Source organism: Pseudomonas sp. p50(2008), from assembly GCF_015351605.1.
GTDB lineage: Bacteria > Pseudomonadota > Gammaproteobacteria > Pseudomonadales > Pseudomonadaceae > Aquipseudomonas.
The window spans coordinates 252,088-265,030 of the sequence record NZ_JACMYF010000002.1 but is presented as its reverse complement, the minus strand read 5'-3'; the positions used below and the strand labels follow the sequence as shown (position 1 = coordinate 265,030).

Below are 12,943 nucleotides of genomic sequence, written 5' to 3'. Positions count from 1 at the left end.
TGAAAGAATTACTTCAGCAACTCAGTTACGTGCTGAGGGGCTCTAGTCTTTTTAATTAAACCACCCAATCACGGACTTATTAATTTTACAAACTTACAAATGAAGTCAACTGACCGCTGTAACTACTGAGTTTAAGTCGATATATTTATCTGGCAGGACGCACATTAACTAAATGACAGGAGTTATATAACATGACCATTAAAACAACCGGCTGGACCGCACAAATTGACCGCAGGCCAGGCACTCAGTCTTTTCGCACCTTTGGCACTGTAACCGTTGCCAACAGCGGCATTACGCCGAAACTGGTGTTCATGCCACTGCAAGACAAATCCTTTAACCTGCGCCTCGAGCTGGTATTGGAAAAAGCTGATGGCATGTCGCTACAAGCATTAACCGACAAGTATGTTGAATATAAAACGCTCGGTAACTCCAATGTCACCGGCGTGAGCATTTTCTTTGAAGGCAAACTACTGCAGCATGTCAATATCGAATTGATAAACCCTTAATACGTTTTCATGCATCAACGCTTCCTGTCAGAGGGCTAACGCCTCTGACGGGAAGTTATTTCAGCATTGCCAGATCCTGATTGCGCAACAACACCGCCAACCCTTCTGCCTCTATCGGTTTGCTGATCAGATACCCCTGCACCTCATCGCAACGCTGCACCTTGAGAAAATCCAGCTGCTCCTGCCGCTCGACCCCCTCAGCCACTACCTTCAACGACAAACCATGGGCCATGGCAATGATCGCTCGGGTGATTTCTGCATCCGCACTACCCTCACTCAGGCCGCGGATAAACGCCTGATCGATTTTTACGTAATCGACAGGAATGCGTTTCAGGTAGCTCAGGGATGAATATCCCGTACCGAAATCATCGATAGCCAGTTTTACCCCGAGGTCGCGCAGCTGCTGAAAGGTAGAAATGATGTGCTCGACGCTGTCGAGCAATTGGCTTTCCGTCAGCTCCAGTTCCAGGCAATGCGGTTCCAGGCCTGTTTCTTCCAGCACCTGGCGAACAAGACTGACGAGCTTTCCTTGGCGCAGTTGATGCACCGAAAGGTTGACCGACACCCGAATCGGTTCAAGCCCCTGACGTTGCCACTCACAAGCTTGCCAACACGCCTGACGCAACACGAACTCACCGATCGCGCCAATCAATCCGGTTTCTTCGGCAAGCCCGATGAACTCTGCAGGTGGCACGCGCCCCATGCTCGGGTGATCCCAGCGCACCAAGGCTTCGGCGGCATTCAGTCGACCGGAAGCCAGGCAAAGTTTGGGTTGGTAAAACACTTTGAGCTGCTTTTCTTCAACCGCTTTGCGCAGTTGGTTTTCGAGCTGCAAACGCTCCAGTGTGCTGGCCTGGAGACTTTCGGTGTAGAACTGGAAATTGTTCCCGCCCAAATGTTTTGCGTGCTGCATGGCAATGTTTGACTGACTCACAAGCGCAGAAATTTCCCGGGCATTGTCCGGAAACATGCTGATGCCCATGGACGCGCTGACCACCAGTTCATGACCCTCAACCGTTATCGGCAATCTCAACTTGGTCGACAACCGCGTCGCCACACGTGCCAGGCTCGACAAATTGCCATAAGCGTCGAATAGCACGGCAAACTCGTCGCCCGACAAGCGCGCGATGGTGTCCGCCTCGGGTAACGCATTGATTAGCCGGCGGGCCATTTTCTGCAGCAACTGATCGGCCACTTCATGGCCAAGGCTGTCGTTGAGCAACTTGAAGCGGTCCAGATTGATGTGCAGCAACGCCAGACTGCGCCCGCCCTGACGCACGCGCTGATGAGCCTCACGCAGACGTTCGCGGAACAGCGACCGGTTGGCCAGCCCTGTGAGCTCATCGTAATGGGTCAGGTAACGCATGCGTTCTTCGGATTCTCGACGCGCCGAGAGATCAGCGAAGAAGCCGACGATATGGCTGACATGTCCCCGATCATCGCGCACCGCATTCAATTGCAGCCATTGCGGATACAGCTCGCCATTCTTGCGGGTTTCAACCAGCTCACCCTGCCAACTGCCATGCTGCTCCAGTCCCTGACGAATGGCCGCGTAATGACGACGGGCATCCCGACTGCACGGCAACTCGACGACATTGCGTCCAAGCATGTCGTTGATGTCATAACCGGTTACGCGGCTGAACGCCTGATTGACCGCGATCAGGGTGTAATCAGGGTCGAAGATCACAATGCCTTCACTGGCCGCTTCAAACACCGTCGCCGCCAGTTGTCGCTGTGCTTCCTGACCTTTGCTGACACTGATGTCGCGGCGCGTGCCGACCATGCGCAACACCCGGCCACTTTCGCTGCGTTCAACGGCTCGCCCGCGATCCTCGATCCAGACCCAATGCCCATCGCCGTGACGCACGCGATACTCGATCTGATAATCCTCGCTGCGGCCCTTCAAATGCTCCACCAGCGCTCGTTTCAACGATGGCAAGTCTTCGGGATGCAAGCGCGGGTTCAGGTGACTGAGCAATGCCGTCACATACTCCGGAGCAATCCCGAACAGCTCCTCGAGTTGGGTGTGATGGACCTCATCGGTTTGCAAGTTCCAATCCCACAGCCCCAGCTCACTGGCCTTCAGGGCCAACGCAAGACGCGCTTCGCTTTTGCTGAGGGCCTGATTGGCGGCGTCCAGTTCAAGGCTGCGTTGCGCCACGCGGCTTTCCAGTTCGATCTGGATTTCCCGCAGCTCATCTTCTGCACGGCGCCTTTGCTCAATCTCCTTGGCCAGCGTTTGATTCAGCCGATCGCCGATGCTTTGCGCCTGCTGCAGATGTTCGATCAGTGCCTGGTTCTGGAAACGTCGCAACAAGCCGCGATCGATCAGCCGGTTGACCTGCCAGGCGACCACGCTCAGGGCGCCAAGTAAAATCAGCCCGAACCAGCCCCAACCCTGCTCTTGCTCGTCGCCCCCCCAGAACAGATAGGCGATGGCCGGCAACAGACAGGGCAAGGTAAAGGAGAGAAACGCCGGCAGGCTCACCGCATAAGCCACGCTGGCGGACAACGCGGCAGCGCCGATCAGGCCGAATACCCAGGCCTGCTGTATGAAGTTGTCCGCCGGTACGAGGGCAATGCCAGCGCCCGCCAGGGTGAGACCGGTGAGGCTCGAGCCAAGGAGAAACATGCGCCGCCAGACGGGATGAGCCTGACGATTGGGAATCGCCGAATCGAAGGCCGCGACCTGAATCACCCGCAACGCCACCAGCGACAGCAACCAGACCAGCCAGACACTGACCAGAAAATATCGTTGAGGACTCCAGAGCAGGCCGGCACAGACCAGGCCATTGATCAGCATGAACAGCGTGGGCAGCAGGGACCCCTGATAAAGCAGGCGCGTGCGCTCCACCGCCATTTCCATGGCGTACTGTTTACGGATAACCCGGGGCTCCACGGTGGGGCCCGACAGGTCGGAGCTGAGGGTCATAGGCAATGTTCTTGTTCTTATAATGATGAGCATGGGCCCGAAACGTCGAGGGAGCATACACAAGCGAGTGCCCGGACCAAACTGCTTCGGATCATGAAAAATCCGAAATCCATCCCCCGATTCGTCTCTGGAAAGTCCCCGAGCGAGCCCCGCCAGCGCTTGCAGCCAGTGACCGACCGGTCGTCATTCGTGCCTCTTTCATCGGTAAATGCAAAGCTCGGTTTGCCCGGTGTGACGGCGCACCCTAGAATGCCCCGATGCGCGATGATCTCTCCCTTCTGCTGAACTCCCTCAACGATGCCCAACGCCAGGCCGTAGCTGCCTCCGTGGGTCGTCAGTTGGTCCTGGCCGGTGCTGGTTCCGGTAAAACCCGAGTGCTGGTGCACCGTATCGCCTGGTTGATCCAGGTCGAAAACGCCTCGCCTCACTCGATCCTGTCGGTGACCTTCACTAACAAGGCCGCTGCCGAGATGCGCCATCGCATCGAGCAACTGATGGGGCTCAACCCGGCCGGCATGTGGGTGGGCACTTTCCACGGGCTGGCGCACCGCTTGCTGCGGGCGCACTGGCAGGAAGCCGGCCTGAGCCAGACCTTCCAGATTCTCGACAGCGACGACCAGCAACGGCTGGTCAAGCGGGTGATCCGCGAGCTCGGCCTGGATGAACAACGCTGGCCCGCTCGCCAGGCCCAGTGGTTCATCAACGGCCAGAAAGACGAAGGGCTGCGTCCACAACACATTCAAGCCAGCGGCGATCTGTTCCTGGCGACCATGCGCAGCATTTATGAAGCCTATGAGGCCGCGTGCTTGCGCGCAGGCGTCATCGACTTCTCCGAATTGCTGCTGCGCGCCCTCGACCTGTGGCGCGATCACCCAGGGCTGCTCGCGCATTATCAGAAGCGCTTCCGGCACATTCTGGTGGACGAATTCCAGGACACCAACGCCGTGCAATACGCCTGGTTGCGCCTACTGGCCAAAGGCGGCGACAGCCTGATGGTGGTTGGTGACGACGATCAGTCGATCTATGGCTGGCGCGGGGCGAAAATCGAAAATATCTATCAATACTCCGATGATTTCCCGGATGCGCAAACCATTCGTCTGGAGCAGAACTACCGCTCCACCGCCGGCATCCTCAAGGCAGCCAATGCCCTGATTGCCAACAACACCGGGCGCATGGGCAAAGAATTGTGGACCGATGGCGGCGAAGGCGAAGCGATCAACCTTTACGCCGCGTTCAACGAACACGATGAAGCTCGCTACGTTGTCGAAACAATCGAAAGCGCGCTGAAAACGGGCTTGGCTCGCAGTGATATCGCGATTCTGTACCGCTCCAACGCCCAGTCGCGCGTTTTGGAAGAAGCCTTGCTGCGCGAGCGCATTCCTTATCGGATTTACGGCGGGCAGCGCTTCTTCGAGCGGGCGGAAATCAAAAACGCCATGGCTTACCTGCGTTTGCTGGAAGGTCGGGGCAACGATGCTGCCCTGGAGCGGGTGATCAACGTTCCGGCCCGTGGCATCGGCGAAAAAACCGTCGAAGCGATTCGTGACCATGCGCGCCACAGCGATGTGTCGATGTGGGAAGCCATGCGCCTGCTGGTGGCCAACAAAGGCCTGACCGGTCGGGCTGCGGGTGCCTTGGGGGCGTTTATCGAACTGATCGAGAATCTCGCCGCCAAGTGCATGGAAATGCCTCTGCACTTGATGACTCAGACTGTCATCGAGCAATCCGGGCTGATCGCTTATCACGAAGCCGAAAAAGGTGAGAAAGGCCAGGCCCGGGTAGAAAACCTTGAGGAACTGGTCAGCGCCGCTCGCAACTTCGAGAACGCTGAAGAAGACGAGGACCTGTCGCCACTGGCGGCGTTCCTCGGCCACGCATCGCTGGAGGCAGGTGATACTCAGGCCGACGAGCATGAAGACAGCATTCAGTTGATGACGCTGCACAGCGCCAAAGGCCTGGAGTTTCCTTATGTGTTCCTGGTGGGCATGGAGGAGGGTCTGTTCCCGCACAAGATGAGCCTGGAAGAACCCGGTCGTCTTGAGGAAGAGCGTCGTCTGGCCTATGTCGGTATTACCCGGGCGATGCAGAATCTGGTGATGACCTATGCCGAAACGCGGCGCCTGTATGGCAGCGAGACCTACAACAAGGTGTCGCGTTTCGTGCGCGAAGTGCCCAAAGGCCTGATTCAGGAAGTGCGGTTGTCCAATAGCGTCAGCCGTCCTTTCGGTGGAGGCCAGCAGCAGAGCTCCAGCAGCCTGTTTGGCGGTAGCGAGATTCCGGATACCGGATTCAGTCTTGGCCAGGCAGTGCGGCATTCGGTATTTGGGGAGGGTGTGATCCTGAACTTCGAAGGTGCCGGCGCTCAGGCTCGCGTCCAGGTGAATTTCAGCGAAGGCAGTAAATGGCTGATGCTGGGTTATGCGAAGCTGGAAGCGATCTAACCCGAACGTGATTCCATATGGGAGCAATGCTTGCTCGCGAAGAACGATAACGCGGTCTCTTGATAGACCGTGCTGTTGCCATCGCGAGCAAGCTTTGCTCCTACAAAGGCCAATTCCTACCGAACTTATCCACTCCTCCTACAGACCAAAGTTAACAGGCCTTATTGCGCTGACTGAAGCTGAACCCAACCTGTCAGGCAAAAGCCCGAAACACTCTGCCGCTAGCCAGTAACACTTCAGCTGTGCAACATGGCGCGCGTGCCTTCCACAAATGGGAATTCCCTTTATGAAACGTTTTCTTAGCATCGCCATGGCGTTGTGCATCGGCCTGACGATGAGCCTGGACGCCAACGCCAAGCGCTTTGGTGGCGGCAAGAGCTCCGGCGCTGCGCCGACTCACCAGACCAGCCAAATGGCTCCTTCTTCTGCTGCAGGCGGCGCTGCGGCCACTGCAGGCGCAGCCGGTGCCGCTGGCGCTGCTGCAAAAGCCGGTGGCGCTTCGCGCTGGCTCGGCCCTCTGGCCGGTATCGCTGCCGGTGGCCTGCTGGCTTCCATGTTCATGGGCGGTGGCTTCCAGGGCATGCAGATCTTCGACATCCTGATCATGGCTGTCATTGCGTTCCTGATCTTCCGTTTCATCGCCGCTCGTCGTCGCAGGCAGCAAGAGCACATGGCTCCGGCTGGTCACGCACCGATGCAGCGTGAAGTGTTCGAACAAAAGCCTGCTGGCGGTTCGATCTTTGGCGGTTCGGCAGCTCCTGTAGCCGCTCGTCCGGTGATCAATGCACCAGCCTGGTTCAATGAACAGAGCTTCATCGAAGCGGCCCGCAACCACTTCCAGTCCTTGCAGCAGCACTGGGACGCGAACGAAATGGACAAGATTGCCGAGTTCGTGACCCCGCAATTGCTGGAGTTCCTGAAGCGCGAACGTGCCGATCTGGGCGACGCTTTCCAGTCCACCTACATTGACAACCTCAATGTGCAACTGGACGGCGTGGATGATCGTGCGGACAAGACCATCGCGACCCTGACCTTCAGCGGCGTGTCGAAAACTTCGCGCTTCGACCAGGGCGAAGTGTTCAGCGAGAGCTGGAACATGGAACGTCCGCAGGGCGAAAACCAGCCTTGGCTGGTGGCCGGTATCCGCCAGAACGGCTGATCCCTTCTGCGTTAAGCATGTTGTAATGAAAACCCCGGACTCGTCCGGGGTTTTCTATTTCGCGGTTGCATCTATACCAAGCTACTGTATAAACCGCCCCAACTAAACCGCGCCATCAAGCAAGAGGATCCCGGACGTGGAAGAAATCATCGAACAACTGCGTGAAGCCAACGAACCGGTACCGGTCCCCTTGGAGCTGCCTGACGAAGACCAGTTGGTGGAAATCGAAGAACAACTGTTCATCGACATTCCATTTGTCTTCAGAGAATTTTTGCTGACCGTCAGTGACGTGGTCTACGGCAGCCTGGAACCCGTGACGGTCACCGATCCGCAATCCCACACCTACTTGCCAGACGTTGCCGCTAATGCCTGGGATGCCGGTGTCGATCGCAGCATGATCCCGATCTGTCAGGACGGTGACGACTACTACCTCGTTGAAGAGGATGGCACCGTGGTGCTGTGGCAGGCTGAAGAAGAGCTGATTGCCGAAGAAACCTGGGAATCGGTCTGGCACTGGGCGCGGGACGTCTGGCTGGAAAGCTGAAACACCCCAAGTGATTTTTGTAGCAGCCGGATGCAGGCTGCGCCAGCTGCTGCAAAATCAGTGGCCGGACGCATCCTTGTGGTTGTCCAGGGTTTCCAGCAAGGCCACCTGCATCCGCGTGTGTACGCGGATGAACCAGCGCCAGAGCAGCGCCGCTACGGCCGCCGCCACCGCCGCAACCAGCATCAGCAACTTGTTGGTCGGCAGAATACTGGCCGACAAGGCTGCCAGCAGCAGGAAAATCACCAACAGCGAAAGGATCGGTATCACTTCGGAGATCACCCGACGCACTCGCTGTGTATGACGACCCGCCATCTCCGGCTTCACGCCCATCTCTGCCAACAGCATCGATAGCGCCTTGAGCTTGCGATAGGCCGCGATCAGGAACGGCAGCGACAGTATCAACGCCCCGCCCCAGATCAGTGCTTTCTGCCAGCTCGGATCACTGATCCAGTCCTGTAGATACGCAGACATACGCTCGGCAAAAAAAGCGCCCGAGAAGAAAATCGCGATCACCAGCGCCAGATTGACCCCCACCTGCAACAAAATCCGCCTAATCATCGACGCCAGCAGGGCACCCTCGCCCTGTGGCTGAATGCTGCGCAGCCATTCGCCGTACATTCCCAACACCCGGCCGAGCCGCTGCGGCATTACAGCGGCCAGCTTGATCGACAGCGGATCGGCCGCGCGGATCAAATAGGGCGTCAGCAAGGTGGTGATCACCGAGACTGCAACGGCCACGGGATACAGGAAGTTACTGGTGACCTGCAGCGTCATGCCCAGTGCCGCGATGATGAAAGAGAACTCCCCAATCTGTGAAAGCCCCATCCCGACGCGCAGTGACGTGCGCCCGTCATTGCCGGCGATAAACGCGCCGAGACCACAAGAGAGCATTTTTCCCAACACCACGGCCACGGTGATCACCGCGATTGGCCAAGCGTATTGCAGCAGGATCAGCGGATCGAGCATCAGCCCGATGGCCACAAAGAAGATGGCACTGAATAAATCGCGCACCGGTTCGATCAAGCGCTCGATCTTCAGCAATTGCCGGGATTCAGCCATGATCGCGCCGATCAGGAACGCGCCGAGCACCATGCTGTATTCGAGCTTGACCACTAACAGACAGAAGCCGAAACACAGCCCCAACACGGTGATCAGCAGCATCTCGTTGCTTTCGAATTTGGCCACATAAGCCAACAGACGCGGGACCAGCAGAATACCGATCACCAGCGCGACAATCATGAACAGCGACAGTTTGCCGACCGTGGAAAAGACTTCGCCGGAACTCACCGTACCGCTGACTGCGATACTCGACAGCAAAGCGATAATGCCAATACCAAGGATGTCCTCCACGATCAGTACACCGAAGATCAGTTGCGCAAAGCGCTCATTCTTCATCTTCAGATCGTTGAGCGCCTTGACGATGATCGTGGTCGAGGAAATGGCCAGGATCGCGCCGAGGAACAGGGAATCCATGGTGTTCCAGTCGAACCATCGGCCGATTTCGTAGCCGATCCAGATCATCAGCACGATTTCCAGGAATGCGGCGATAAACGCGGTGGCGCCGACCTTGAACAGCTTGCGCAGGCTGAATTCCAGGCCCAGGCAAAACATCAGGAATATCACCCCGAGTTCAGCGAGTGTCTTGATGGTTTCCTCATCGTGGATGAGGCCGAACGGCGGTGTATGCGGTCCGATGATGAAACCGGCGACGATATACCCCAGGACTACCGGCTGTTTAAGCCGATGAAACAACACGGTGACCACACCGGCGACCAGCATGATGACTGCCAGATCCTGAATAAAACTGATCGCATGCATGGCGTGGGCTCCTTGAGACAGACTTTCGGAGGTTAACACCGCGACTTCCGCCAGAAAGGCGGTGCAATATATGGAAACAGATAGATCGCGCGTGACGGCAGCCATGCGCCCGGCGTCCCGATAACAGTCGGTTTGAAAAAGCTGACCAGGCACCCGTAGAGGTGCACTCCTTCATCACTGCCTTGAACCGTGAGAACGCTATGGAACCCGGAAACGCCCAACTGTCGATGACGGTATTGATGACCCCCGACATGGCCAACTTCTCTGGCAATGTTCACGGCGGCACACTGCTCAAATACCTGGACGAAGTCGCCTACGCCTGCGCCAGCCGTTATGCCGGTCGCTACGTGGTGACGCTCTCGGTGGATCAGGTTATTTTTCGCGAGCCGATCCATGTCGGCGAACTGGTGACCTTCCTGGCGTCGGTCAACTACACCGGCAACACCTCGATGGAGGTGGGTATCAAGGTCGTGACCGAGAACATTCGTGAGCGATCGGTACGTCACACCAACAGCTGTTTTTTCACCATGGTCGCCGTGGATGACCAGCGCAAACCGGCCGCCGTCCCGCCACTGCAACCGCAGAACAGTGAGGACAAGCGTCGTTTTATGCAGGCACAGCAGCGTCGGCAGATCCGTCAGGAACTGGAAAAGCGTTATCAGGAAATAAAAGGCGACGTTTGAAGTAAAGATCGTCCGAACGCGGGCCGCGTTCGGACGATTTTAGTCATTACAGACTTATCGCCGTCGCCTCGAACCGCACCCGCGGATGAGCGATCCGGTCCTGGGCCCGCACCAGTTCCAGCTCGTAGCTTGCGCACGCCTGGGTCTCCAGCAACACTTCATGCACCGCCGACGCAGTGAATTCAAATGCAGCCACCAGGCTGTCGCCCAACAGCACGCGCGCCAGGAACAACCCTGAAGTCAGGTCACCAACGCCCACCGGCTGACGCGGGAACGCCAACAATGGTCGACGCAAATGCCAGCTGTTCTCCGCCGTTACCAGCAACATTTCGAAGACATCTGCCGGTTTTCCAGGGTAGTCCAGGTGCTTGACCAACACCGCTTTCGGACCACGCGCCAATAGCGTTCGCGCCATGGCGAGGCAGTCGAACAGCGACTGCGGCTTGCGCCCCGAGAAGCTGTCCAGCTCAAGCTGGTTTGGACACATGAAGTCCGCGACGGCCGCCGCCTCTTGCAGCAGGAAATCGCTGACCTCCGCCGGCACGCTGCACCCCTTCTCCGGGTGCCCCATTACCGGGTCGCATAAATACAACGCCTTGGGATTCATCGACTTGATTCGCGCCACACCGGTCAGGATCGCGCGCCCCTGAGCCGCACTGCCAAGGTAGCCGGAGAGCACAGCATCGCAGTTACCCAGCTCACCGATTGCCGCGATCCCTTCGACCAGCTCGGGAATCTGGTGCGGCGCCAACACCTCACCGGCCCACTGGCCGTATTGGGTGTGGTTGGAGAACTGCACGGTATTGAGCGGCCATACATTCACCCCGATCCGCTGCATCGGGAATACCGCGGCGCTGTTACCGGCGTGGCCGAACACCACGTGGGACTGGATGGCAAGTAGATGGGGCGTACGTTTCATGCGGTGAGTCTTCCGTACAACGATTGAAATTAGAGCCGCGCAGTATGCGACTAAACGCAGCCTGTACGACAGACCGGCGACGCAGTTAAGCTGGCACTATCTTGTTGGAGCACCCTGTTGATGCTTACCCTCGGAAATATCTTAGTGTTGATGCTGCTGGCCACTGCTGGCGCGTGGCTTTGGCACAACCATGGCCTGCGCGAGCGCGCGCTGGAGCGGGTCAAGCAGCATTGCGGCAAGCTTGGCATCGAGCTGCTGGACGGCAACGTCGCATTGAAAAAAATCGGATTTATCAAAGACGCAAACGGCAAACGGCGTTTGGCCAGGGTCTATAACTTCGAGTTCACCGTGACGGGTGAAGCCCGCCACAACGGCACCATTACCCAGTTCGGCGCCCACAGCGCGCAAATAGAGCTGGCACCCTACCCGATGCCCTTCGACGATACCGCGGCGGTGGTCGATGTGGTGAAACCACGGGCCGAGGTGATCGAGCTAAGCCAGTGGCGGCAAGAGCACACCAAGTGGCGTCCTTAAGTAAAAAGATCGTCCGAACACAGGCCCGGGCCGTTCGGACGATCTTTTGATCTTTAAATCACTCGACACCCAGCCATACCTTTCTGCAACGAATCCAGGTCCTGCGCCTCACTGAAAATCAGCTCTATCCGCGAATCCTGTCGCCATTCGCTGGGTTGCCAGTCCAGCATTGAGTTATCCAGCGCGTTGCCCGATACCCATCCCTTAACACTGTGGATCACCATCTTGGCACGCTGCCAGTCGAGGCTTTCAAGCCATCGATCCACTCGCGCGGCATCAAATATCTGACCTGGATGCCAACGCCAGCCGATGCTCCAGCCGCCCGCCTGTTGCTGACTCAAACAGATCGGTATCGCAGGATCAGTCCAGATCGCCGGCATCTGCGCCAATCCTTTGGGTGCAATAAAGTAATCCACACCTGCTTCAGCCTTCGCATCAAGACCCGGTAAAGCATTCAAGGGCAGTACACCTTGCTGCGTCCAGTACAGCGGCATGGCTGGCAGCCGCTCGATGATGCGCGCTCGATCATCCTCACCCAGCGCCTCAGACTTGTTCAACAACAACAGACCAGCGCTGCTCAGGGCCTCTTGTTGCGATTGAGGGAGCGATTTACCGGCGGCGAGTGCCTGAGCATCCAGTACCAGCAAACACGGCTGAACCGCTAACACTCCCAGCCACGGCGCCTCATTCAACTGCCGGAGTAGTTGTGCCGGATGCCCCAACCCCGACGGCTCGATGAACAGCCGATTAGGCCGCGCCTTGCGTAACAAACGTCCCAGCCCGACCTGAAAAGGCGCACCGTTTACGCAACACAAACACCCCCCGGCCACTTCACCCAGTGCGATACCATCGGCGTCCTGGGTCAACAACGCAGCGTCGAGGCCGATCTGGCCGAACTCGTTGATCAGCACCGCCCAGCGCTCACCGGCAGGCCGTTGAGTCAGCAGGTGCCTGATGGCGCTGGTCTTGCCGGCGCCCAATGGGCCAGCAATGACATGGGTAGGAATGTTCTGCAGCATGGTTGAAGGGTTCTGAGGAGGTAGAAAATGCGGTTGATGGGATGGTCGTTACTGCTAGCGCTTACTTCAGGCGAGGCGCTGGCCCAGGCATGTGTGGTACATAGCACAGGTGTACGACTCGACGTAAAAGTTTGTCAGCAGAACCGCAACATCCCGGAGAAGCTCTTCGCCAACGGGTTCTGCCAGCCGAATCTACCTGGGCAAACAGTCGACGTGCAGTACGTGGATGAATGTCCCACCGGGGCGTTTGGCGTCTGCAGCAATGCCCAAGTCGCCAATATGCCTTACCGGCAGGATATTCACTATTACGGTATAGCCACCGATGCGGCCTATTTGAAGCCGTTTTGCGAAGCCCAAAGCCAGGGAAACTGGCTCAAGCCATGAC

Annotated in this window: 11 protein-coding genes; 7 read left to right on the top strand and 4 right to left on the bottom strand. The window is 57.6% G+C overall.

The window, feature by feature from the left end; genetic code table 11:
• The first annotated feature begins 191 nt into the window (after nt 1–191).
• Nucleotides 192–506 carry a hypothetical protein gene (locus tag H7698_RS06270; RefSeq protein ID WP_162436589.1) on the top strand — a complete coding sequence of 105 codons (315 nt, stop codon included), beginning with the start codon at nt 192–194 and terminating at the stop codon, nt 504–506.
• Between the two features lie 55 nt (nt 507–561).
• Here the strand turns inward: H7698_RS06270 and H7698_RS06265 are convergent, their stop codons facing one another.
• A complete protein-coding gene (locus tag H7698_RS06265; RefSeq protein ID WP_194690881.1) occupies nt 562–3,438 on the bottom strand; it encodes an EAL domain-containing protein in 2,877 nt (958 codons plus the stop codon).
• A gap of 257 nt (nt 3,439–3,695) precedes the next feature.
• On the opposite strand from H7698_RS06265, the gene uvrD reads away from it, so the two are divergent.
• From uvrD to H7698_RS06250, 3 genes are all read left to right on the top strand, one after another.
• Nucleotides 3,696–5,879 (top strand): DNA helicase II, encoded by a 2,184-nt coding sequence (uvrD, locus tag H7698_RS06260; protein ID WP_162436587.1) that lies wholly within the window; start codon nt 3,696–3,698, stop codon nt 5,877–5,879.
• Between the two features lie 286 nt (nt 5,880–6,165).
• Nucleotides 6,166–7,038: a Tim44 domain-containing protein gene (locus H7698_RS06255; RefSeq protein WP_194690880.1), complete on the top strand. Its 873-nt coding sequence runs from the start codon at nt 6,166–6,168 to the stop codon at nt 7,036–7,038.
• A gap of 136 nt (nt 7,039–7,174) precedes the next feature.
• Nucleotides 7,175–7,582, top strand: coding sequence for an SMI1/KNR4 family protein (locus tag H7698_RS06250; RefSeq protein ID WP_110657681.1), 408 nt, complete (start codon nt 7,175–7,177; stop codon nt 7,580–7,582).
• Nucleotides 7,583–7,639: 57 nt separating this feature from the next.
• Here the strand turns inward: H7698_RS06250 and H7698_RS06245 are convergent, their stop codons facing one another.
• On the bottom strand, nt 7,640–9,403 hold the full coding sequence (locus H7698_RS06245; protein ID WP_194690879.1) for a cation:proton antiporter: 1,764 nt from the start codon (nt 9,401–9,403) through the stop codon (nt 7,640–7,642).
• A gap of 200 nt (nt 9,404–9,603) precedes the next feature.
• Between H7698_RS06245 and H7698_RS06240 the strand changes: the two genes are divergently transcribed.
• Nucleotides 9,604–10,086: an acyl-CoA thioesterase gene (locus H7698_RS06240; RefSeq protein WP_194690878.1), complete on the top strand. Its 483-nt coding sequence runs from the start codon at nt 9,604–9,606 to the stop codon at nt 10,084–10,086.
• A gap of 46 nt (nt 10,087–10,132) precedes the next feature.
• Here H7698_RS06240 and pdxY read toward each other — a convergent pair whose 3' ends face one another.
• Nucleotides 10,133–11,005: a pyridoxal kinase PdxY gene (pdxY, locus tag H7698_RS06235; protein ID WP_162437649.1), complete on the bottom strand. Its 873-nt coding sequence runs from the start codon at nt 11,003–11,005 to the stop codon at nt 10,133–10,135.
• Between the two features lie 120 nt (nt 11,006–11,125).
• On the opposite strand from pdxY, the gene H7698_RS06230 reads away from it, so the two are divergent.
• The gene (locus tag H7698_RS06230; protein WP_162437654.1) at nt 11,126–11,539 is read left to right on the top strand and encodes a DUF3301 domain-containing protein; all 414 of its coding nucleotides are present in this window, start codon (nt 11,126–11,128) and stop codon (nt 11,537–11,539) included.
• Between the two features lie 53 nt (nt 11,540–11,592).
• Here H7698_RS06230 and H7698_RS06225 read toward each other — a convergent pair whose 3' ends face one another.
• Nucleotides 11,593–12,558, bottom strand: coding sequence for a CobW family GTP-binding protein (locus H7698_RS06225; RefSeq protein WP_194690877.1), 966 nt, complete (start codon nt 12,556–12,558; stop codon nt 11,593–11,595).
• Between the two features lie 27 nt (nt 12,559–12,585).
• Between H7698_RS06225 and H7698_RS06220 the strand changes: the two genes are divergently transcribed.
• Nucleotides 12,586–12,942, top strand: coding sequence for an NADH:ubiquinone oxidoreductase (locus H7698_RS06220; RefSeq protein ID WP_194690876.1), 357 nt, complete (start codon nt 12,586–12,588; stop codon nt 12,940–12,942).
• Nucleotide 12,943 lies beyond the last annotated feature (1 nt).

Bases quoted from the DNA above. Each gene is read 5' to 3' on its own strand.
- H7698_RS06225 (WP_194690877.1), bottom strand. From the start codon at position 12,558: ATGCTGCAGAACATTCCTACCCATGTCATTGCTGGCCCATTGGGCGCC.
- H7698_RS06230 (WP_162437654.1), top strand. From the start codon at position 11,126: ATGCTTACCCTCGGAAATATCTTAGTGTTGATGCTGCTGGCCACTGCT.
- H7698_RS06265 (WP_194690881.1), bottom strand. From the start codon at position 3,438: ATGACCCTCAGCTCCGACCTGTCGGGCCCCACCGTGGAGCCCCGGGTT.
- H7698_RS06245 (WP_194690879.1), bottom strand. From the start codon at position 9,403: ATGCATGCGATCAGTTTTATTCAGGATCTGGCAGTCATCATGCTGGTC.
- H7698_RS06255 (WP_194690880.1), top strand. From the start codon at position 6,166: ATGAAACGTTTTCTTAGCATCGCCATGGCGTTGTGCATCGGCCTGACG.
- uvrD (WP_162436587.1), top strand. From the start codon at position 3,696: ATGCGCGATGATCTCTCCCTTCTGCTGAACTCCCTCAACGATGCCCAA.
- H7698_RS06220 (WP_194690876.1), top strand. From the start codon at position 12,586: ATGCGGTTGATGGGATGGTCGTTACTGCTAGCGCTTACTTCAGGCGAG.
- H7698_RS06240 (WP_194690878.1), top strand. From the start codon at position 9,604: ATGGAACCCGGAAACGCCCAACTGTCGATGACGGTATTGATGACCCCC.
- pdxY (WP_162437649.1), bottom strand. From the start codon at position 11,005: ATGAAACGTACGCCCCATCTACTTGCCATCCAGTCCCACGTGGTGTTC.
- H7698_RS06270 (WP_162436589.1), top strand. From the start codon at position 192: ATGACCATTAAAACAACCGGCTGGACCGCACAAATTGACCGCAGGCCA.